Origin of the sequence: Natronoarchaeum philippinense, from assembly GCF_900215575.1 — an archaeon.
In the GTDB taxonomy this organism is placed as follows: Archaea; Halobacteriota; Halobacteria; order Halobacteriales; family Natronoarchaeaceae; genus Natronoarchaeum; species Natronoarchaeum philippinense.
On sequence record NZ_OBEJ01000004.1, the window covers coordinates 106,733 to 127,502 of the forward strand.

At 64.7% G+C, this 20,770-nt stretch carries 18 protein-coding genes; 14 read left to right on the forward strand and 4 right to left on the reverse strand.

The features are described from left to right. Position 1: 1 nt before the first annotated feature. Positions 2–844, reverse strand: coding sequence for a sugar phosphate isomerase/epimerase family protein (locus tag CRO01_RS13865; protein ID WP_097009759.1), 843 nt, complete (start codon positions 842–844; stop codon positions 2–4). A 170-nt stretch (positions 845–1,014) separates the two neighbouring features. On the opposite strand from CRO01_RS13865, the gene CRO01_RS13870 reads away from it, so the two are divergent. After that, the gene (locus CRO01_RS13870) at positions 1,015–3,201 is read left to right on the forward strand and encodes a glycoside hydrolase family 3 N-terminal domain-containing protein (RefSeq protein ID WP_245838558.1); all 2,187 of its coding nucleotides are present in this window, start codon (positions 1,015–1,017) and stop codon (positions 3,199–3,201) included. A gap of 36 nt (positions 3,202–3,237) precedes the next feature. Here the strand turns inward: CRO01_RS13870 and CRO01_RS13875 are convergent, their stop codons facing one another. Continuing rightward, positions 3,238–4,668 carry a glucoamylase family protein gene (locus tag CRO01_RS13875; protein ID WP_097009761.1) on the reverse strand — a complete coding sequence of 477 codons (1,431 nt, stop codon included), beginning with the start codon at positions 4,666–4,668 and terminating at the stop codon, positions 3,238–3,240. A 334-nt stretch (positions 4,669–5,002) separates the two neighbouring features. Between CRO01_RS13875 and CRO01_RS13880 the strand changes: the two genes are divergently transcribed. Next, positions 5,003–6,925, forward strand: coding sequence for an ABC transporter substrate-binding protein (locus CRO01_RS13880; RefSeq protein WP_179747497.1), 1,923 nt, complete (start codon positions 5,003–5,005; stop codon positions 6,923–6,925). A gap of 71 nt (positions 6,926–6,996) precedes the next feature. Here CRO01_RS13880 and CRO01_RS13885 read toward each other — a convergent pair whose 3' ends face one another. Further along, complete coding sequence (locus tag CRO01_RS13885; RefSeq protein WP_097009763.1) at positions 6,997–7,251, reverse strand: hypothetical protein; 255 nt, start codon at positions 7,249–7,251, stop codon at positions 6,997–6,999. Between the two features lie 270 nt (positions 7,252–7,521). Between CRO01_RS13885 and CRO01_RS13890 the strand changes: the two genes are divergently transcribed. The 9 genes from CRO01_RS13890 (at position 7,522) to CRO01_RS13930 (ending at position 15,772) form a co-directional block, all read left to right on the forward strand. Continuing rightward, the gene (locus CRO01_RS13890) at positions 7,522–8,460 is read left to right on the forward strand and encodes an ABC transporter permease (RefSeq protein ID WP_179747498.1); all 939 of its coding nucleotides are present in this window, start codon (positions 7,522–7,524) and stop codon (positions 8,458–8,460) included. 6 nt (positions 8,461–8,466) lie between these two features. Then, on the forward strand, positions 8,467–9,519 hold the full coding sequence (locus tag CRO01_RS13895; protein ID WP_097009765.1) for an ABC transporter permease: 1,053 nt from the start codon (positions 8,467–8,469) through the stop codon (positions 9,517–9,519). 10 nt (positions 9,520–9,529) lie between these two features. Next, positions 9,530–10,591 carry an ABC transporter ATP-binding protein gene (locus tag CRO01_RS16840; RefSeq protein ID WP_218839204.1) on the forward strand — a complete coding sequence of 354 codons (1,062 nt, stop codon included), beginning with the start codon at positions 9,530–9,532 and terminating at the stop codon, positions 10,589–10,591. Further along, positions 10,588–11,721 (forward strand): ABC transporter ATP-binding protein, encoded by a 1,134-nt coding sequence (locus CRO01_RS16845; RefSeq protein ID WP_097009766.1) that lies wholly within the window; start codon positions 10,588–10,590, stop codon positions 11,719–11,721. The genes CRO01_RS16840 and CRO01_RS16845 overlap by 4 nt, the downstream gene beginning before the upstream one ends. A gap of 25 nt (positions 11,722–11,746) precedes the next feature. After that, entirely contained in the window at positions 11,747–12,013 is a 267-nt protein-coding gene (locus CRO01_RS13910; protein ID WP_097009767.1) for a hypothetical protein, read from the forward strand. Positions 12,014–12,117: 104 nt separating this feature from the next. After that, positions 12,118–12,768, forward strand: a complete 651-nt coding sequence (locus CRO01_RS13915) for a Yip1 family protein (protein ID WP_097009768.1) — start codon at positions 12,118–12,120, stop codon at positions 12,766–12,768. A gap of 95 nt (positions 12,769–12,863) precedes the next feature. After that, the gene (locus tag CRO01_RS13920) at positions 12,864–13,067 is read left to right on the forward strand and encodes a hypothetical protein (protein WP_218839205.1); all 204 of its coding nucleotides are present in this window, start codon (positions 12,864–12,866) and stop codon (positions 13,065–13,067) included. A 79-nt stretch (positions 13,068–13,146) separates the two neighbouring features. Then, entirely contained in the window at positions 13,147–13,665 is a 519-nt protein-coding gene (locus CRO01_RS13925) for a hypothetical protein (RefSeq protein WP_097009769.1), read from the forward strand. Between the two features lie 88 nt (positions 13,666–13,753). Continuing rightward, positions 13,754–15,772 (forward strand): ABC transporter substrate-binding protein, encoded by a 2,019-nt coding sequence (locus tag CRO01_RS13930; RefSeq protein ID WP_179747499.1) that lies wholly within the window; start codon positions 13,754–13,756, stop codon positions 15,770–15,772. Positions 15,773–15,803: 31 nt separating this feature from the next. On the opposite strand, the gene CRO01_RS13935 is transcribed toward CRO01_RS13930, so the two are convergent. Next, positions 15,804–16,874 carry a hypothetical protein gene (locus tag CRO01_RS13935; RefSeq protein WP_097009771.1) on the reverse strand — a complete coding sequence of 357 codons (1,071 nt, stop codon included), beginning with the start codon at positions 16,872–16,874 and terminating at the stop codon, positions 15,804–15,806. A 308-nt stretch (positions 16,875–17,182) separates the two neighbouring features. On the opposite strand from CRO01_RS13935, the gene CRO01_RS13940 reads away from it, so the two are divergent. Genes CRO01_RS13940 through CRO01_RS13950 form a run of 3 tightly spaced genes read left to right on the forward strand, consistent with a single transcriptional unit; the run spans position 17,183 to position 20,705 of the window. After that, complete coding sequence (locus CRO01_RS13940) at positions 17,183–18,136, forward strand: DUF4129 domain-containing protein (protein ID WP_179747500.1); 954 nt, start codon at positions 17,183–17,185, stop codon at positions 18,134–18,136. Then, positions 18,133–20,172, forward strand: coding sequence for a DUF58 domain-containing protein (locus CRO01_RS13945; protein ID WP_218839206.1), 2,040 nt, complete (start codon positions 18,133–18,135; stop codon positions 20,170–20,172). Before CRO01_RS13940 ends, CRO01_RS13945 begins: the two co-directional genes overlap by 4 nt. After that, positions 20,169–20,705, forward strand: coding sequence for a DUF7519 family protein (locus CRO01_RS13950; RefSeq protein ID WP_097009773.1), 537 nt, complete (start codon positions 20,169–20,171; stop codon positions 20,703–20,705). Before CRO01_RS13945 ends, CRO01_RS13950 begins: the two co-directional genes overlap by 4 nt. Positions 20,706–20,770: the final 65 nt, after the last annotated feature.

Sequence of the window (20,770 nt, forward strand, 5' to 3'; positions counted from 1 at the left end):
TTCACTCGTACGTCGCGTCCACAGAATCGAGGCACTCGAAGAGCGCCTCGGCGGCGAGTTCGTACCCACCGGGGCCGCTGTACCCGCTTCGCTCGCCCGCCCGCTCTAGGTGTGGCTCCAGCGACGCCGGCCCGTCGAAGCCCCGATCGGCCAGCGCCGATATCGTCGCAGGGATCTGTCCGTCGCCGTCGCCGGCCGGCTCGACCGCCCCGCGCTCGCCGAACTGGGCGTCTTTGACGTGCAACTGCTCGACGTACTCGATCAGTTGCAACAGGGCGTCGGGATACGGCCGGACGCCGATTTCGAGGAAGTTCGCGGGATCGAAGATCGCCCGAAAGTTCGGCGAGTCGATGGTCGTCAGCAGATCCCGACACCGCCCCGGCGTGTCGCCGTAGATGTCCTTCTCGTTTTCGTGCAGTAGCGTGACGCCGGCCGCCTCGGCACGTTCGACTTTGGCGTCCATCCGTCGAAGCACCTCGTCGCGGTGCTGTTCGGGATCGTCGTCCTCCGGAACGTAGTACGAAAACAGCCGAATCCGGTCGGTGTCGAACGCGTCGGCGACTTCGATCGCACGCTCGAATCGCTCCAGATGGGGCTCGAACTCGTCGGTGATCGCTATCTTGCCGATCGGCGATCCGATCGATGTCACTTGTATTCCTCGCTCGTCCAGTTCGCTCCGGACTCGACTGACCTGCTGGTCGGACAGATCGAGTACGTTCGTCTCTCCGACGCTCCGCAGGTCGAGCCGCGAAATCCCCAGCGATTCGAGGACATCGAGCTGTTCGTCGAGGTCCGGCCCGATCTCGTCGGCGAAGCCGCTGACGCCGAATCTGTGGTCGGTCATACGATCGACGGGTGGTGTCATCCCTCTATCAACGTTGTGGTCGGCGCGGCCCCGTTCGCGGTGTTCGACCTCTCTCGTTTTCATTACGATACTCAATGTCGAACAATCCGGAAGAATAAAACGCACTGCCGGCTGAGTTGTTGGCGAATACATACAGACTATCCATGTCTATGATGCAAGCGTGCGCCTCCGATGAGGAGCGTGCAGAAATCGACAGGAAAGTGGAATCGCTCTTAGAGGAGATGACGCTGGACGAGAAGGTCGGCCAACTCAACCAGTACAACGGGTCCGAACAGACCGGCCCGGCCGTCGAGGATGTCGACGTCGAAGCCGAAATCCGGGACGGGCGCGTCGGGTCGATCCTGAACGCCTCGGGGTTAGAGAGCCACGTCGAGTACCAGCAACTGGCGGTCGAGGAATCGCGGCTCGGCATCCCGCTGCTGTTCGGCTACGACGTCGTCCACGGCTACGAGACGCTGTTTCCGATCCCACTCGGCGAAGCGGCCAGTTGGAACCCCGGTGCCGCCAAAGAGGCGGCCTCGATCGCCGCCGCCGAGGCCGCCGCCGACGGCTATCACTGGTCCTTTGGACCACCGGTCGACGTGACTCGCGACGCTCGCTGGGGGCGTGCAATGGAGACCAGCGGCGAAGATCCGCATCTCGGAAGCGAACTCGCGGCCGCTCGGGTCGAGGGCTTTCAGGGCGACGACCTCGCAGCGACCGACACCGTCCTCGCGTGCGCGAAGCACTATGCTGCCTACGGGGAAGTCAAAGCCGGCCGCGAGTACAACACCGTCGATATCTCCGAGTCGACGCTACGGGACATCCACCTCCCGCCGTTCGAGGCCGCCGTCGACGCCGGCGTCGGCACCGTGATGAACGCCTTCACTGACTACGACGGCGTGCCCGCGGGCGCGAGCGAACATCTCGTCCGCGACGTTCTCAAGGGGGAGATGGGGTTCGACGGCTTCGTCGTCTCGGACTGGAACTCCTTCCGCGAACTCATCTACCACGGCGTCGCCGCCGACGAGCGCGAGGCGGCCGAGCGCGCCATGATGGGTGGGTCGGACATGGACATGGTCGGCCACATCTACAACCACGAACTCGCCGATCTCGTCGACGACGGCGTCGTTCCGGAGGCGTATCTCGACGAGGCCGTCCGGCGCGTTCTCAGGACGAAGTACCTTCTGGGCCTGTTCGAGGACCCCTACAAGTACTTCGACGAGGACCGACGCGAGGAGACGATCCGCGCCGACGCCCATCACGAGACCGCCCGCGACGTAGCACGTGAGTCGATCGTCCTGATGGACAACGACGATGCGGTGCTCCCGCTCGACTCGCCCGACGAGATTGCGGTCGTGGGCGGCCTCGCCGACAGCGCCGACGACGTGCTCGGTGATTGGCGAGCGAGAGGCCATCCGGACTACGCCGTGAGCGTGCTCGACGGAATCACCGAAGCAGCCGGCGACGGCATCGACGTGACATACGCGAAAGGCTGTGAGCGAACCGGCGAATCCTCCGAACAGCTCCGTCAGGACGCCGTCGACGCCGTCGCGGACGCCGATGTCGCGGTCGTCGCGGTCGGCGAAACGTGGGAGCTCTCGGGTGAGTGCTCCAGCCGGACCGACATCGGGCTTCCGGGCGAGCAGCGCAAACTTCTGGAAGCGCTCGTCGAGACTGACACGCCGGTCACCGCCGTGCTGATGAACGGCCGGCCGCTCGCTGTCCCGTGGCTGGCCGAGAACGTCCCCGCGATTCTCGAAACGTGGTTCCTCGGATCGCAGGCCGGCAACGCTATCGCCGACGTGCTCTTCGGCGAGTACAACCCCTCGGGGAAGCTTCCGATCACGTTCCCCCGATCGCTCGGACAGGTCCCGATCCACTACAACCACCCGCCGACGGGGCGGCCGAAAGAACAGGCCGAACCGGGCTGGGGAACGTCCTACCTCGACGAAGCCAACGACCCGCTGTACGCGTTCGGCCACGGGCTCAGCTACACTTCGTTCGCGTACACCGATCTCGAACTGAGCGCCGACGCCGTCGACATGGACGAACGGCTGCAGGTGCAGGTCACCGTCGAGAACGGCGGCTCGGTCGCCGGCGAGGAGGTCGTACAACTGTACGTCCACGACCTCGTCGGGAGCCGGACCCGCCCCGTCAAGGAGCTGAAAGGGTTCGAGAAGATCGAACTGGAACCGGGCGAGCGCCGCACCGTCGAGTTCGAGTTGGAGAGCGACGACCTCGCCTTCTGGACGCTCGACGAGGAGTTCGCCGCCGAACCCGGCGAGTTCCGCGTCATGGCCGGGAGCGCGTCCGACGACATCCGGTGTGCGGACAGCTTCGAACTGGTCGAGTAACTCACTTTCCTGTCGCTTTCGCCTCGGCGCTGTGGGTCAGATCGTGAACCGTTCCGCTTCGAGCAGCCCCGTCGGTCCCGATCCGACCGGGTGGTTCACGAACGCGTCCCGGACGGCGCCGTCGCGCAGGTAGTTTGCGATCGCAACGAGCGAGATGCCCTGATCGAGCGCCAGATACGCGTTCGTCGTCCAGTCGCTGACGAGGCTCATCGAGTCGTAGAACCCGTACTCGGTATCGAGGCCCCGGTCGACGTAAGCATCGAGCGCCCCTGCGATCTCGCTCTCGCTCGCGTATTCGAGTCCCAGAAGCGTCGCGTGCGGCGTCGCAACGTCGTCGCGCTCGTACCCCTCGATCCCGGCGCGTGCAACGCCGAACTCGGCGTATCCGTCCGGTAGTCCACACGGCGAGAACCCCCACGCGTCGTAGCCTTGCTCCTCGGCGTGGTTGATCTGTAACTGCACCTGCCTGCGATTGTTCGCCCCTAGCGCATGCTGGCCGCGCGATCGTTCCGGCAGGACCAGCGACGGCATCAGCGACTCGAACATGCTCCCGCCCCACGAGGGTACGTACCTGATCCCCTCGTGTTCGTAGTGGCCTTCCCAGACGCGGTTGTCGTCGTAGGCTCGGAACTCTCCCTCGGGATCGCCCTGCTGATCCCACTCGGGCGGGAACGTCCGGAACGTGTCCCACCAGTGTGACCGCGGCACGTCGCCGTTCCCGATCCCCACGTAGCTCGCGATCCGCGTCTCGGCGTTGAACACGCCGTAATGGAAGCCGAGATCATCGCCCGATCTGGCGTCGAAGCCGCCGTACAACTGGCCGAACGGCTCCCCGCCCTCGAAGGGGTTCGACACGTCGGGGTCGTAGAACCGGTCGAACGACTGGCCGGCGAGAATTTCGTCGGCCATGGGTCGAAGTTCGGGGAACGCCCCACCCGCCGCGACGAGGCCGGCCACGAGCCAGCCGTTGTCGATCGTCGAAATCTCCCACCAACCGCCGTGGTCTTCGGCGACTGCACCGTTGCCGATGTCGTACCACCGATAGAACAGCCCGTTCCACCGGTCGAGTTCTCGTAGCATTACAATAATCTCGTGCGCGCGCTCGCGCGCACTTGACTTGGAGATGACTTCGAGTTCCGACGCGGCTACCGTCGCCAGCAACTGGAGGCCGACGTTCGCCGGTGATGTCACCGACCGTCGTGTGTACCCCGCCGCAGTGGCATCGACGCGGTCCGGAGCGAACCCGGTATCGTCGTGCGAGAACTCGTCGAAAAACGCCCACGTGTCTTGTCCGATCCGGTCGAGCCGCGAATCCAACTGCGCCGCGGCGTCGTTACTGTCCGGTAAGTCGTTCGCCTCTCTGGACTGGCGCGTTAGTGCGAAGCCCGTCGTCAGTCCGCCACCGACTCCGAGAGCGCTGAGAACCGCCCGTCGACTGATGATGCTGCTGTCGTCAGAACCTCCCATTGATCTTCCGTTTGGTCCCCAGGTCCTATTGCTTTGTGACAAGATAGTAAGCACACTCTCCTTTCGTCCGCCCAAAATATCGAGATAACAACCTGCCTCACGCTCTGTTCTCGTTACGAAATATCCCTTCAAACGTTAGCGCTCGGGGCCGAGAACCTTGTTTTCCGGACCCAGAGCGGTTCCAGAACCAGTATCATTATATACCGTTACACCTAGATTGGGAACGAAGCTCACAGTCCACAGGTAAGCACCAACTATGAGAGATTTCGAGCCAACCAGACGCGACTACGTGCAGGGTATCGGTACGGCCTCACTCCTCGGTCTTGCGGGGTGTATGGGCCTCGGCAACGACGGCAACGGCGGTGGGACCCACAGCAGCTACATGTCCCCCGAGGAGCGAGAAAACCTCGACTTCGTCGAGCAGGAGTATCGGATCGCCCACTCCAACGACATCGATCCGAGCGAGCTCTCGCTCAACATGAGCAAGTGGCAGGTGTACCCGTGGGGTATTCGAGCCCTCCTCGAGGGTGCCGATTACTACGAAACCCTCTACGAAGATGGGTACAACGGCGTCATCATCGACAACGTCGAGGTGTCGCCGGGATCGGTCACGGTAACGGTCCATGAGGATGCCGCGTGGAGCAACGGCGATCAGATCACGGGTAAGCACGTTCGGAACCACGTGCTCCGAAGCATCTTCATGCGGGTCAGCTCCCCGCGAAACGAGGTCCAATCGCCCAGCGAGGTCGGCGCGCCGATGCTGCTGGTCCGGTCGCCGACCGACGACGGCGGCGATTGGCGCCAAGACGCGATCGAGGTCGACGGCAAGTCGGTCACGTTCAAGACCAAGGAGGGCTGGTACGGCGAGCAGTGCCCGTGGACCGAGGACACGCTCAAGCGTGAGTTCTACGGTGCAGTGCCGGAGATGCCCGTTTACAACCAGATCTTCGAGGACTTCATGAGCCTCGAAGATCCGTTCGGCGAGAACTTCAGCGAGGTCGAATCCCTGCGTTCTCAGTATCGCAACATGGATGTCGGCTGGGAGGATGTCGCCACCTGCGGCCCCTTCTACCTCTCGGAGGTCAACCAGCGCGAGTACACGCTCGAGAAAAACGAGGGGTATCCCTACGCGGACCGGATCAACTGGCCGACGATCAAAGCCGAGTACATCGAGGGCGCCCAATCCAAACGCACTGCGCTCGTCGAAGGGCACCTCGACGCAAGCGGTAGCGTCTCCATGCCCGAACGGACGCTTTCGGCGCTGCCCGAAGAGATGGTCGAGTTCCGTCACGAGGTCCCCTCGGGCGCCTCGTTCAACGTCCACATCGGCGACGGCAACTTCAGCGACGTTCGGGCCCGACAGGCGATCCAGCACGTGATCGACCGACAGGCGATCACCGAGGCCGTCTCCGGTGAGACGGTGATCGAGGCCTCGCCGATCGAGATCCCCGGTGCCATGGGCGGCATCGACGAGATTCTCAGCGACGAGTTCCTCAGCTCGCTGAACAAGTACGAACCCGACCAAGAGCGTGCGACCCAACTGCTCGAAGACGCCGGGTTCTCGAAGGAAGGCGGCACTTGGATGACGCCCGACGGCAACGAGTGGAGCTTCCGCATCCAGACCGACGCGTCCGTCCCGCACATGGAGACGCTGATGGTCAATCAGCTCCAGAGCTTCGGCATTCAGGCCGAGCTGTACACGCAGGACAGCGCCGTCCTGCAGCAGAACAAGGAGTCCGGCAGCTACGATATGGCGCCGGGTAGTTGGGGCGGCGAGGCTCACTCCGCGCTCGCGTTCTTCTGGTGGATTCCCCAGAACCCGGTCCAGCGCGGCATCCACGGCATCTGGACCGACGAACAGGTCCAGCAGTGGGGCGAGGAGGTCGAGCCGGTCAACATCGACGAGAACGGCTACGCCCACAACTTCCAAGCCGAGCATCTCAAGGACTACTTCACGATCGAGGCGCCGCCGGTCGGTGAGCCCGACGGCGAACTGCAGGAGTACGACACCGCGTGGGCGGCGATGATGCTCGACTGGGGCTACCGTCTGGAGGACCGCAGCTACGAAGAGCTGCTCGAGGAACTGGCGTGGATCTACAACTGGTACGTTCCGGAGTTCCCGATCCACAAGCAGAAGGCCCAGAAGTTCCACAACACGAGCAAGTGGATCGTTCCCCCGGAAGACCAAGAGAAGAAGTGGTACCGCGGGCCCAAATCGCTGATCAACTCCGGTCACATCAGCGCGAAGCCCGAATAACGTCACTTTCGGACGAAGTTACGCTGTCTTCGTAGGCGGGCGGTCGAACTCGGTTATCTCGCCGAGCGCGGCTACTTCTTCGATCGGCCCCAACTCATCGACTGCCGCTCGACTGTGAGAATCTTCTCTCGATCCGCGAGCCCGGCCTCGGCGATCATCTCGCGCTCGTAGCGCTGTCCGAGCATCCATGCCACGAGGAACCCGATCGCGAGCAGCAGATCCCACGCCGGGACGAGCGCGCGGAGCGGTCGAAACAGTGCAACGGCGACGAACGCGGTCAGCACGAGCATATGGACGATGCGTCGTCCGAGGAGGCGATTTGCCATGATACAGTTCCAGACGGGCTACCAGTCCGATAAGTGTTCTCCCCGGTCGCTGCGGTACTGGTGCTGGTTTCTCTCTCCCCTAGCAATTTCCACGGGCCGATGTGCTGACTGTCCGCTTTCCGGAGCGGTATTCTAAACGGTTGTCCCACATCTTTTTATGCCATGAGTATCTTTTAGCTCCCAAGCATGGGATACCTGCGCAACCGGTTGATACAGGCATTCGTAACTTTATTTAGTATAGTGACAATCGGATTTATTTTTATCCGATTGATGCCCGGTGGGCCGGAGGACTACCTCCGGTCGAACATCCGCAACAATCCACAGCGGTACGGCCTCGAGCCTCGCCCGACGCCGCAGGAGATCCAACGCGTTCTCAACGACATCCTGATCACGCCGCCGGACGAACCGCTCTGGGAACTGTACATCGACTACATGACCGGCGTCGTGCAGGGCGACTTCGGCATCTCGTACGTCGTCGAGCCCGGCGCACCGGTGATGCAACTGATCGCCGAGGCGGCGCCGTGGACCATCTTCCTGTCGTCGATCTCGATGGTCTACGGGCTGTTCGTCGGGATCATCCTCGGCACGGTCATGGCCTACTACGAGGGCACGAAGTTCGACCTCGGGATGACCGCGTCGATGCTGTTCAACTCCGCCATCCCCTACTACGTCGCCGCAATCTTGCTGCTGTACCTGTTCGCCTACCAGTTCCAGTGGTTCCCCCGCGGCGGTCGGATGGCGCCGAACACGACGCCGGGCTTTAACCTCCCGTTCATACGCGGCGTGTTCTATCACGCCGCGTTGCCGAGCTTATCGATGATCGTCACCGGGTTCGGGGGTGGTGCCCTCGGGATGCGCGCGAACGCGATCCGCATCCTCGGCTCGGACTACATCCGGGTCGCCCGTCTGCGTGGGCTCTCGGCGTACAAAATCTCGACGCGCTACCTCGGACGCAACGCCATCCTGCCGATGTACACGGGCATCGTCATCGGGATCGGCGGCATCCTCGGCGGCTCGGTCATCTTGGAGACGATCTTCTCGTACTCCGGGATGGGGCTGTTGATGTTCGAGGCGACAGTCGCTCGGGACTTCCCGCTCCTGACGGCCAACATCGTCATCGGGACGCTGTTTTTCGTCGTCGGGACGCTGGTCGCGGACTTCACGTACGCGCTGATCGACCCGCGCGCAGAGCAGTCGAGCATGGGGTGACCTCGTATGGGAACTGACGACACGACGTACGACGGCGAAGAATCGTCACCGTTCACGTCACAGGCCGAATACGATGCGACGGCGGCCGACGTGTTCGAGGAACTGATCGAGGTCTGGGTGGTCGCGCCGATGAAGGTGATCTGGAACGACATCCGGGGCCGCTTTGGCATCCTGATCATCGCCATCTACCTCCTGATGGGGACCGTCGGCGTCGCGTTCTGGCCGACGCCGAGTCTGAGTCAGGCGCCGCGACTCGTCCAGCCGTTCGAGAACATGCGCTACCCGCTGGGGACCGACGCGTTCGGGCAGGATCTGCTCGGACTGATGATCCACTCGACCCCGGCGATGCTCAAGATGATCCTCTCGGGCGCCATCTTCGGCGGCGTCATGGGCATCGCGGTCGGGCTGGTTGCCGGCTACATGGGTGGCACCGTCGACAAGGTTCTGATGACGGTGACGGACACCTTCGGGTCGATTCCCGGCCTGCCGCTCCTGTTGATTCTGGTCGCCCTGATCGAACCGACCAACCCGTGGCTCGTCGGGATCGTTCTGAACATTCAGGGCTGGGCGGGCGGCTCGCGTGGCATTCGCGGCCAGACACTCGCGCTCCGGAACAAGGAGTACGTCGAGGCGTCCCGATCGATGGGGCAATCGACCTCGAACGTCCTGTTCAAGGAGATTCTTCCCGAGTTGATGCCGATGATCGTCATCGGATTCCTCGGCGGCGCAACCAGCATCATCTCGGCGTCCGTCGGGCTGTACTTCCTCGGGATCCTGCCCTACTCGACGCAGAACTGGGGCGTCGTCCTGAATCAGGCGTACATGCAGTCGGGGGCGCTGTACTCGCTGGAGGCGGCCCACTGGCTGCTGGTGCCCCTGTTTACGATCACGTTCCTCAACTTCGGGTTCGTGTTGCTGGCACAGTCTCTCGACCAGGTGTTCAACCCTCGCGTTCGCGCCCGTCACGAAGCGCGCAAGCAAAGCGCCGACGACGGTCCGCAAGGCCCGCAGAACGACGAGTTCGCCGACGACGCGGCGACTCAAGTCGGGGTGCAGTAACTGATCAACAATGTTCGAAGCAACTGAAGCGACCACGGCCGAACCGACATCGAACGAAGACCCGATCATCGAGATCCGCAACGCGCACGTCACCTTCGACATGAGCCGCGGACAGGCGCGCGTGCTCAACGACATCGACATGGACATCTACCGCGGCGAGACGCTCGGCGTCGCCGGCGAGAGCGGCTGTGGCAAGTCCATGTTCGCCTCCGCGTTGCTCGATGCCGTTCGTGATCCCGGACAGCTCCACGGCGAGATCACGTACTACCCCGACGAGGGAGAACCGGTCGACATCCTCGATCTCGCAAAAGGCGACATGGACCGCATCCGCTGGCAGGAGATCGCCATGGTGTTCCAAGGGGCGATGAGCTCGTTCAATCCGACGACGACGATCCGCGCGCACTTCGAGGAGACCCTCGCAGCGCACAACGAGGATAAAGACGAGGGCATGGAGCGCGCCCGACAGCTCATGCGCGATCTCAACCTCGAACCGGATCGTATCCTCGATTCCCACCAGCACGAACTGAGCGGCGGGCAGCGCCAGCGCGCCCTGATCGCGTTGAGTCTGGTCTTGGAACCGGAAGTGCTCGTCCTCGACGAGCCGACCGCCTCGCTGGACTTGCTCATGCAGCGGACGATCCTCCGCTTGCTCCACGAGGTCAAAGAGAAGTACGACCTGACGCTCGTGCTCATCAGCCACGACCTGCCGGTCATCTCCGGCTTCGCTGACCGACTCGGCGTGATGTACGGCTTCGAGTTCGTCGAGTTCGGCGAGACGACCGACGTGATGTACAACGCAGCCCACCCCTACACCCGATCGCTGCTTCGCGCGACGCCGAACCTCGACATGCCGATCGAGGACATCGTCACGGTCGAGGGGACGAGTCCCGATCCGGTGAACATCCCGTCTGGCTGTCCGTACCACCCGCGGTGTCCGGTCGCCGACGATCGCTGCGAGATCGAGAAGCCGGACATGAGCGACCTCGACGAACCCGGCCACGAGGCCGCGTGCTTCTACACCGATCAGGCGAAAACGTCGATTCCCGTCACCTTCGGAGGTGAAGACCAATGAGCAAGACTGTCGACGACCCGCTCCTCTCGCTGGAGGATGTCAGCGTCGAGTTCAAGGACGAACCGCTCATCGAACAGGCCCTACCCGATAACATCGTCGAGCGCTTCGGACTGGGCGAGTCGCCGGTCAAGGCCCTCGACGACGTTACCGTCGAACTCGCCGAGGAGGACGCGCTCGTGCTGGTCGGCGAGAGCGGCAGCGGCAAATCCACGCTCGGCCGGACGGCGATCGGCCTGCAGGAATCGACCGAGGGGTCGGTCAAGTACGACGGGTACGACATCGACGCCGTTCGCGAGGGCGAACACGCCGGCGAGGTCTATTTCGAGGACATTCGCCGTGCGCTCCAGATCGTCCATCAGGACCCCGGGTCTGCGCTGAATCCCTACCGGACGGTCAAGTCGACGCTGTCCCAGCCGCTCAAGCTCTGGTACCCCGACCTCGACCTGAACGACAGGCGAGAACGCATCCGCCGGATGCTACAGACCACCGGTATCACGCCCGCAGAGGAGTACATGGAGCGATACCCCCACGAGCTCAGCGGCGGCGAGCAACAGCGCGTCGCCATTATCCGTGCGATGCTCGTCGAGCCAGACGTAATCCTGCTCGACGAGGTCGTCAGCGCGCTCGACGTGTCGCTCCGAGTCGACGTCATGGACCTGCTGTTGGAACTGCAGGACATGTTCGGCACCTCCTACATCTTCATCTCGCACAACCTCACGAACGCGCGGTACTTCGCCGACAAGGCCGACGGACGGGTCGCGGTGATGTACCTCGGAAACATCGTCGAGATCGGGAGCGTCGAGGAGGTAATCGGCGATCCGAGCCATCCCTACACCAAGATCCTGAAGTGGGCGTCGCTCCCGCTCGATCCGATGGAGGGACGCGAGACGATTCCCGAGGAATCACCGATCATGATGGAAGACCCGCCGGATCCAGCCGACCCGCCAAGCGGCTGTCCGTTCCACGAGGCCTGTCCGAAAGCCCGTGAGGCCTGCCGGAACGAGGAGCCGGAACTGCTCTCGGCAGACGACGACACTGACCGCCTCGTGTCCTGCTTCCGCGAAGATGAGCACCACGAGTACTGGAACAGCGAACCGATCCACGACGAGGAACGGGACATCCCGCTGTAACGACTGACACACCTACACTACAACAATGCTAGAATACACCCGACGCGCGATTGCGAGCCGATTCGACCACCCGATCTTCGCGCTGATGTACATCATCGCCGTCCTGCTGGCGGCGTCCGGAGCGACCGTGCAAGCGATGATCCGGGCCGGCATGTCCGACTGGGCTCTCGGTGCCGGATTCTTCGGCGTGTTCGCCGTCTTTTTCGCGCTCATCGGAACGATCTGCTACGCGCTCTTGTTCCTCGTCAAGGGCGTCTCGATCGCCCGCGACCGGATGGGCCCGGCGTCCTAATCGGCCGCGACCGCCCCCGGAATTCTGCCCTTTGTCGCATCGCCACACCGTAGCTATTCCGCGGTTGCAAAGCATTTATTACTAACAACCGAGCAGGTACCCCCATGGTCGGAATCGGACTCGGAGCCCAGGAATCGCTGATTCAGCGCCGGGTGGACCGACGCGGAGCCGCACTGGAGGCGATCGTCGTCATCCTCTGTGGCCTGCTCGGTGCCGCCGGGTTTGCGTACTTCGCGCTGGAAATGTACTCGGCGCTCGAAGCGCCGCTGCCGTACACGAACTACACGCTGATCGGGATCGTTCTCGGCCCGATGCTCACCGTCTTCGGCATCTGGGTGCTGTACACCGTTGCGGCCCATCTGGTCGCTAACTTCCTCGGCGGCCGCGGACCTATTAGCCGCGCGCTGCGTGTCACCGGCTGGGCGATCATGCCGATCGGCGTCTGGATGCTGCTCCGATCGATCGTCATCGTCGCGCTGTTCTACAGCGTCGACTTCCCGCCGAGCCCCGAGGGAATCTCCCCGGAAGCACAGGTTCAAAACGTCATGGAACTCGGTCTGGAGAGCCCGGCGTACTTTGCGACCTTCCTCGTTGGGCTGGTGTTCGTCGCGTGGAGTTGGCGGCTGCTCGCCGTCGGCATCGAGAACGCAAAGGAAGTCTCACGGGACAAGGCCCGCAAGATCGCGGCGGTGCCGGCCGTCATCGTCGGCCTCTACCTGCTCCAGTCCGGGCTTCAGTGGTGGACGCCGTTCTGATCCGTGGCGATGCCACGCCGCTTTGCTTCCGCTGTGCTGTCGATCGGCGTCCCCGAGCGGGAAAGCTTTAGGGCGATCCGGCGGGACCGGCAACCATGAACCGGAACTTCTGGAAGGGGATGCTCATCGCCTGCGTGCTGATGCTGCTGTTGCTCGCTGTCTCCGTTCCGTTTCTCGAACCCGGATCGGCGACGTTCGTCGTCCTCCAGTTGGCGGCGATCCATCTCGTCGTCGCCATGGGGATGATCAGCGCGCTGCTGTACTTCGAGTGGGACCCCTTCGAGCCGTTCCGTCCCTGAGACGACGCTCGCGTCGGCCGCTTTTTCGGTGCTGGACGATAGTTTGAAGCGTCCCCACGGCAAACGAACGGACGTTCAAATGGGCGCGTTCGAACTGCTCTCGCGGCTGGTCCGACGGCCGCTCGACCGCTCCGAGTCCGCCTCGATCCCCGAGGCAACAGTTCGTACCGCGGAGCGTGCCCGCGGCGAGACGGTCACGCCCGCGGTGCTGGCCAACGCGACGGGCCGCTCGGACCGTGCGATCACGGAGTATCTGGCCGACGACGAACAGCCCGAGTACGTGTTTCAGGGGAATCGACTGCTGATCAGCGACGGCGAGGACACGGAGACGAAGTACCCGACGCGGGATACGCAGGTCGTCGTCACCGATCGACGCGTCCTGATAGTCTTCGGTGGGCAACTCTCAGACGAACTCTGGGAGACGCCGCTCGAGGACGTACAGTACGCGTATCTCGACGACGAGTCGTGGAAACGCCACCTGATCGTCGAGGCCAACCGGGACGACAGCCCGATGACGTTCTACGTCGATGTCACCCTCGAATCGAACGTCGACGAGGTTCGAGCCGGCGCCGAGTACGTCCGCGAGCGGAGCGAGTGACGCTCGCATCTACAGCGCTGCAGGCAGCCGATCTCGGCGCCTCCTCCGAGAACAAGGCTTATTTCGATTCCGACGTTCCTGTCGAACTATGAACGGCGCCCCCGAACGCACGCCCACGGCTCGCGGCGAGTGCTCCGCCGGCCGCCGGGGTTTCTTGGCTGGACTCGCGTCAGGGGGTGCCCTCGCGCTATCCGGGTGCTCGGAACTCATCGGCGAGCGGAACGCCGAACTCTCGGTCGATGTCGAGGGACGGGCTTGGGTCACGAGCTTCGAAGGCAGGCTCGCCGACCGGCAACTCGTACAGCCGACGGGACTACTCGCTGCGTTTGCCAATGATATTGGATTCGGGCTCGGTCCCGAACCGGGAGCATCGTCGCCCGTCCTCGCCGATGAGCACGCGGAGACGCCGTCGACCGTCTCGATGACGCTCCGTCCCGATCTGGAGTGGAGCAACGGCGACCCGCTCACCGCCGCTGATGTGGGCCGGTGGGCGTATATGCTCCGAGCCGGGGCGTCCGGACTCGCTCCAGTCCCCCAGATCAAGTCAGGGGAGCGGCGTCCGCAGTCGCCGTGGGAGGCCGTCACCGATGTCCGGTGGGACGACAGGACGATCACGCTCGAGGGCCGGTTCGACGCCGTCACCAGTCCGCTGTACGCGCTGAACGCGCAGATCGGCGCTCGCCCTCGGGCGTACTACGACGGGCTCTGGAAGGAGTTCGTCGCCGCCTTCGACGACCGGCCGTGGGAGGACGCCGACACGCGAGCGCGCGTCGCCTCGATCGTCGAGGGCGACCTCTGGACTCTCGGCGACGACCGGCTCCCCCCGGCCGGAATCAACTTGGAAGACGACTACGTTGGCACCGGCTTGGAGGCCGCCTACAGCGGTCTCTGGTACCCCTACCGAACGGACGGGAGCAATCTCCACTTCACCGTCAACGATTCGCACCCGTTCGCCGACCGCGTCTCCTACGACGAAGTCGTCTGGGCGTTTCGCGACGATCCGGACGCGCGACTGTACGATCTCCGCTCGGGATCGATCGACGGCGCCGTGCTCGACGACGTTTCTCAGCACGCCGTCGAGAGCGTCCCCGACGCGATCAGCTCGTTCGACGGGCCGGCGACGGGCGGGGCCGCGCTGCAGTTTAACCACACGACACACCACCTCGGCGAACGCGACGTTCGGGCGGCGATCGCCGCCGTCATCGACAGGAACAGCCTCGTCGAGGCGACGGTCGATGTCGGCGACGACGCCGTCGACATCCCCGGCGTCGATCTCCAGCACGAGCGCTGGGCACCGGCGAGCCTCCGGGATGTCTCCCGACCGTACGCCAGCGACCACGAGCGGGCACGAACCCTGCTCGAACGGGCCGGATTCGAGACGAACGGCGGCGACTGGCATACGCCCGAGGGCACTCCGTTCGAGTTCACCGTGCTCACCGCCGATCCGGACCCGACGCTGGCACTGTCGATCGCACAGCAACTGCGCTCGTTCGGGATCGACGCCTCGATGAAGCGCGTCGAGGCGACGAGCTACCAGCAACTGCTCCGAACGGGCCAGTTCGCCGCCACGACATCGTCGTGGTCGAGCCCCAACGCCGCCGGCCTCCCACGCGCTCGCACTGGCGAGTACGTTCGATCGCTCGTCCGCGACGGTCGATTCCCCGAGTCTGCGTTTCTGGCGGCCGCGGTCGACGACGCCGTCGCCGAGAACGGCGGCCTGCGCTGGGTGTCGACCGGACCGTCTGCTGCTGACCGGCGGCTGGCGTTCGACTCGGCTGAGGCGCTGCGGGCCGTTACGGTCGATGCGCCGCCGATGGGCCAGCCCGATGGGACGCCGCGCGCGTGGCCGTATCTCTACCACGCCGTTCAGTCTGCGACGGCTGCCGATTCCTCTGACGCGATCGAGCACGCCAGAGCCTGCACGTGGGTGTACAACTACCAACTTCCGCGGCTGGAGCTTACGATTGACGTTCCGACGATCTTCCACGACACGTCCGAGTGGTCCGTTCCCCCAGCGGACGACCCGGCGTGGCGGTACGCCCGGCGCGATACCCAGCCCGGCGGTCTCTGGTCCGCACTCGGCTGGGGTCACGTCGACGCCGACTAGAAATCTCCCCGCTACTGCCCCGAGTCGACGCTCAGAAACAGCTCCGGATCGCCTCGACCGGCGCCAACGCGAGCGTCAGTTCGCCGTCGACCTCGGTCGTGTACGCCAACGCCTCGTCGTTCCCGACGAACTGTGGCTGAACTGGCCGCTCGTCGGCCGATGCCGGCCCGGTTCCGACTTCGATGTGCTCACCGGTGTTCCGATCGGAGACGCGAATCGACGGTTCGGCGCCGTCAGTCGTTACAGCCACCAACCGGCCGTCGGCGGTCGCGTGTGCTCGCGCTGCCGGGATTGACCACACGAGCTCCCGACGAGCGAGTTCGAGGTCGAGATACTCGACGCCGTCGGGGGAGACGTACCAGATCCCCGTTCCGTCGGGATCCCACCAGTGGCCGTCGTGCCTGTCGGGAAGCAACTCGTCGAGCGGCCGGGCGCCGAGTCCTTTCCGTGCGAGCAGGGCCGTTCCGGCCGGCGCGTCGCTGTCCTGTTCCGATGTCCGAGCGAACAGCAGCAGTGAGGGATCGGTCGGACTGTAGCTGACGCGCGCCGCCGGCCAAGTACGGTCGTGCCATGATTCGACGGTGCCGGTCGCGGTGTCGAGCGCGCCGACGCGAAACGTTTCGCCGTCGATCGTTCCGAGCCCGATCGAATCGCCATCGACCGACCGGGTTAGCCCCGCGGCGATCCGCCCACAATCCGGTCGCGTCGCGGCGGCCTCGGCCCTATCTGTCCCCTCTCCGGCGTCGAGCGCGCCGATCTCTCTACCTGTGCCGTCAGCAGGATCGACGCTGACGACCGACGTGGCTGTTGGGACGAGCAACTCCCCGGTCTCGCGATCGGCCGTCGGCGTCGCCCCGTCAGGGAGTTCCATCGCCAACTCGACGAGCTCGTCGTCACGTAGATCGGCGATGGCGACGGTCGATACCTCGTCCGTGGCCCCGGTCTCGATCGGCAGATATCGCCCGGTCACCACGGCATCCGCGACGACGGCGTCGAACCAGCTACTCTGCCTGATCGGTGAGTGATCGAGAATCGCGGTCTCGATGCCAGCACCCCCGGTCGCTACCGTCGAGAACAGCGCCGACGTTCTCGGGTCGATCATGCGTCCACCTGCTCTCGACCGAGACACGGTCGGCCGCTGGCTCGGGTCGTAGTCATCCTGTCGGATAGCAACGCCCCGACGCTGGTAAATCTACCTGCCTGCTCGCAGTTGTGACGGCGCGTCGTCACTCACACTATCGAAAATTACTTACGTTCGTTGGGTTATCAATGCGATAGTATGCCACGATCCAGCAGTGTAGCCAGAGGTGTACGTATCGCTCACCGTTGTCGCAGAACGATCTCCGATAGACTGGTAGTATGACGCCGTCGATCGACCGGTCTGCCGCTGTTATCGTTCTCGTCGCCCTGGTGAGCGTCGCCGGGCTCGGACTGACCGCGGCGACGCTCGACACGGCCAAGCCCGTCGGTGGGAGTAGCCAAGATCAGGTTCTAGAGCCTCCGGACCCACGGGACGATCTCGGAAGTAGCGACCAGCGAACGGGCTCCGGCGGCGACGCGAACCAGTCCGCCGGCAGCAGTAGCTCCTATCAGTCACTGACGACCTGCGTGTCGTTCCTCGACACCACGCTGGGGACGCTGTCGGTGCTACTCGCCGTACTCGGCATCGCGTTGCTGATCTACTCGCGGTACAACGCGGCGCTGGCGCTGTTTACCACGTGGACGATCTTCCCACCCATCATGCTCGGGTACTTCCTCGTAACCGACTGTGGTGGCGGCGCGGGTATCGCCGTAGGGAACAGCGCGAGCGGCGGATTTGCGACTGGCGGGCAGGGAATCGTCACCGCGACTGACGTTCCGTCGTGGATGCTCATCGCTCTCGTCGGTCTGCTGATGGCCGGCGCCGCGGCGGTGCTGTACCGCACCGTCAACGCCGACGAAGCGGTCGTCCCGCAGGCCGAGGACGATGACGACGACGTTCACCTCGACCAGTTCGCCGAAGCGGCCGGCCGCGCGGCCGACCGCATCGAGGAGCACAACGAGGACGTCGACAACACCGTCTACCGCGCTTGGATCGAGATGACCGAACTGCTCGATGTCGACAGTCCGGAGACGTACTCCGCGGGCGAGTTCGCCGACGCTGCCGTCGAGATCGGCATGAACGAAGACGACGTGTCCGAACTGACTCACCTGTTCAACGAGGTCCGCTACGGCGGCAAGGACGCCGGCGCACGCGAGGAACAGGCCGTTTCGATCCTTCGCAACGTCGAATCGCAGTACGGAACTACCGACGGACAGACTGATGACACCGACGACACACCAATCGACGAACCGGCAGGCGACGGGGAGGGTGATCAACGATGAGCGCCGACTCGAGCTTTGACGCGCTCGTCCGGAGGGCGATGCTCGCCCTCGGGTTCGTGGCCATCGCGGTCGGGCTGGTAACGTACGTGCTGGTCGATCCGCTCGTGAACGTCTTGCCCTCTAGCTTCGCCATCGCGGCGATCGCTGGCGTGCTGGCGTTTGCGATGGGCGCGTGGATGATCCGATCGCGCACGTCCGGCGGCGTCCACCAGACGGCGATTCCGAGCGTGGAGCTGCCACTCTCGACGCCAGCGCCCGGCGGCGACATCGACCGTGCGCTCTACCGTCTCACTCACTACCGAGAGGGCACCGTCGAGTACCGCGACCAGATTCAGGAACGACTCGCGTCGGTCGCCGTCGACGTCATCCGCCAGCGCGACGACTGCTCGCGCGAGGCCGCGGTCCACAAGCTACAGGAGGGCACGTGGACCGACAACGAGTACGCGGCGTCGTTCTTCGCCGGCGGCAGCCCGCCCTCGAAGTCGATGCTCGACTCGCTGTCCGACCGGCTGACCGGTGGCGGCGAGTCCGACTACCAGCGCTGGGTCCGGATCACGGTCGACACGATCGTCGAGCGGTCCGGCATCGACCTCCAGCCTGCGACCGATGACGACGATGACGACCCTGAGCCCGAAGGTCTGCTCGAACGGTTGCAGGCCCGGTTCGGGTCGGACTCGTCTGTCACCCAGACCAGCACGAGCTATCAGGACATCTCGACGGACGACGACGCGACCCGACTCGGCGACGGCATCGTCGCGGGCGACCTGCTCGAAACCGGCCACTGGGCCGGTATCACCGCGCTGGCGCTGCTGGCGGCCGGCTGGGGGATCGTCACGTTCACGCCGTCGATCCTGCTGCTGTCGGCCATCCCGGCTGCGCTCGCCGCCTACGCCCGACTGCGCATCGAGCCGGCGGTGACGAACCTCGATGTCGAACGTCACGTCAGCGATGAGTCGCCCGAGCCGGGTGACCTCGTCGACGTGACCGTCACCGTCCGCAACGACGGCGACAGCTACCTGTCCGACCTCCGACTCGTCGATCGGGTTCCGCCCTCGATGCAGGTCGTCGAGGGATCGCCCCGGATCGCTACGGCCCTCGGATCGGACGCGACGGCGACGTTTACTTACACCGCTGTCGCGGGGCGTGGCGACCACGAGTGGCCGCTGCTCGTCGTCGCACGCGACTTTGCCGGCGCCATCGAGCGCGAAGTTGCGATCGATGTCGAGACCGGCATCGAGTGCTCGCCGGCGCTATCGAGCCAACACGGCGCACCGGTTCGCTCCCAGACCTCGCTGTACTCCGGGCAGGTCGACACCGCCCAAGGCGGCGCCGGTCTGGAGTTCTTCTCCGTCCGGGAGTACCGCGAGGGCGACCCGATGAAACGCATCGACTGGAAGCGACACGCCCGTACCGGCGAACTCGCTACCATCGACTTCCGACAGGAGCGGGCGGCGAAAGTCGTCTTGCTGTTTGACTCCCGCGACTCGGCGTACGTCTCGCCGCATCCGGGCGCCAAACACGCCGTCGACCGCAGCGTCGACGCTGCGATGGAGCTGTTCCCGTCGCTGTACGACCGCGGCGATCTGGTCGGCGTTGCGGCCTTCGACACGGTGCCGTGCTGGCTCGCACCGGGCGCCGGCGAGGAGCAACTCGAACGCGCGCGAAACATCTTCACCGATCATCCCGCGATCTCGACGCTCCCGCCCGAGCACACGGATGTCGGCAGCAAGTACGTCGACCCGATGACGCACGTGCGCCGACAGCTCGCCCCCGAGGCGCAGGTGATGCTGTTCTCGCCGCTGTGTGACGACTACACGGCCGAGGTCGCCCGCCGCCTCGACTCCGTGGGCCACCCCGTCACCGTCATCAGTCCCGATCCGACCGCCGCCGGGACGATCGGCCAGCGTCTCTCCCGCGTCGAGCGCACGATGCGGATCGTCCGGCTGCGCGAACGCGGCATCCGGATCGTCGACTGGGAGCCCGAGGAACCGCTTGGAATCGAACTCGAACGCGCCGCCCAGAGGTGGGCAGTATGAGCACGAACACAGACATGCCAGCCGACCCCGACCCGATAGAACTAGATCACTCGCCGACCAAGCTCAGCACCATCGCGGCGGTCGGCGCCGCGGTGCTGGCGGCGCTGACCAGCGCCCCGTTCGCGCTGCTCGCGTTGCCGGTCGGCCTCGCCGGTGCCGGCGCCGTCGGTGCGGGACTGATCGTCGCCGAGAGCCGGACGTGGGTGGCCGTCGGCGTCGGCGCACTGTTCCTCTCGGTGCTCATCTCCGGCGGCTTCGGAACGCCGGTCGAACTCCTGCTCGTGAGCATGGTCGCGACCGTCCTCGCGTGGGACTTCGGACACAACGCCATCAGCCTCGGCGAGCACGTGGGGCGTCACAGCACCACCCGCCGCAACGAGATCATCCACGGTGCCGCGACGACGATCGCGGCGTCGCTGGCGGCCGCCGTGGGGTACGGCGTGTACGCCATCGCCGGCGGCGGACAGCCGGTGGCCGCGCTCTCGCTGTTGCTGTTCGGGATCGTCTTCCTGATCTGGGCGATCCGGACCTGACGCTCGGCGACGCCGCTTTTCGTCTTATTCTCCGTTCTCGCGGGTAGCTTTATACCACGTCGGTC

Excerpts from the sequence above, each read along its gene's own strand:
- CRO01_RS13865 (WP_097009759.1), bottom strand. The coding sequence starts at position 844 with ATGACCGACCACAGATTCGGCGTCAGCGGCTTCGCCGACGAGATCGGG.
- CRO01_RS13870 (WP_245838558.1), top strand. The coding sequence starts at position 1,015 with ATGATGCAAGCGTGCGCCTCCGATGAGGAGCGTGCAGAAATCGACAGG.
- CRO01_RS13875 (WP_097009761.1), bottom strand. The coding sequence starts at position 4,668 with ATGGGAGGTTCTGACGACAGCAGCATCATCAGTCGACGGGCGGTTCTC.
- CRO01_RS13880 (WP_179747497.1), top strand. The coding sequence starts at position 5,003 with ATGGGCCTCGGCAACGACGGCAACGGCGGTGGGACCCACAGCAGCTAC.
- CRO01_RS13885 (WP_097009763.1), bottom strand. The coding sequence starts at position 7,251 with ATGGCAAATCGCCTCCTCGGACGACGCATCGTCCATATGCTCGTGCTG.
- CRO01_RS13890 (WP_179747498.1), top strand. The coding sequence starts at position 7,522 with ATGCCCGGTGGGCCGGAGGACTACCTCCGGTCGAACATCCGCAACAAT.
- CRO01_RS13895 (WP_097009765.1), top strand. The coding sequence starts at position 8,467 with ATGGGAACTGACGACACGACGTACGACGGCGAAGAATCGTCACCGTTC.
- CRO01_RS16840 (WP_218839204.1), top strand. The coding sequence starts at position 9,530 with ATGTTCGAAGCAACTGAAGCGACCACGGCCGAACCGACATCGAACGAA.
- CRO01_RS16845 (WP_097009766.1), top strand. The coding sequence starts at position 10,588 with ATGAGCAAGACTGTCGACGACCCGCTCCTCTCGCTGGAGGATGTCAGC.
- CRO01_RS13910 (WP_097009767.1), top strand. The coding sequence starts at position 11,747 with ATGCTAGAATACACCCGACGCGCGATTGCGAGCCGATTCGACCACCCG.
- CRO01_RS13915 (WP_097009768.1), top strand. The coding sequence starts at position 12,118 with ATGGTCGGAATCGGACTCGGAGCCCAGGAATCGCTGATTCAGCGCCGG.
- CRO01_RS13920 (WP_218839205.1), top strand. The coding sequence starts at position 12,864 with ATGAACCGGAACTTCTGGAAGGGGATGCTCATCGCCTGCGTGCTGATG.
- CRO01_RS13925 (WP_097009769.1), top strand. The coding sequence starts at position 13,147 with ATGGGCGCGTTCGAACTGCTCTCGCGGCTGGTCCGACGGCCGCTCGAC.
- CRO01_RS13930 (WP_179747499.1), top strand. The coding sequence starts at position 13,754 with ATGAACGGCGCCCCCGAACGCACGCCCACGGCTCGCGGCGAGTGCTCC.
- CRO01_RS13935 (WP_097009771.1), bottom strand. The coding sequence starts at position 16,874 with ATGATCGACCCGAGAACGTCGGCGCTGTTCTCGACGGTAGCGACCGGG.
- CRO01_RS13945 (WP_218839206.1), top strand. The coding sequence starts at position 18,133 with ATGAGCGCCGACTCGAGCTTTGACGCGCTCGTCCGGAGGGCGATGCTC.
- CRO01_RS13950 (WP_097009773.1), top strand. The coding sequence starts at position 20,169 with ATGAGCACGAACACAGACATGCCAGCCGACCCCGACCCGATAGAACTA.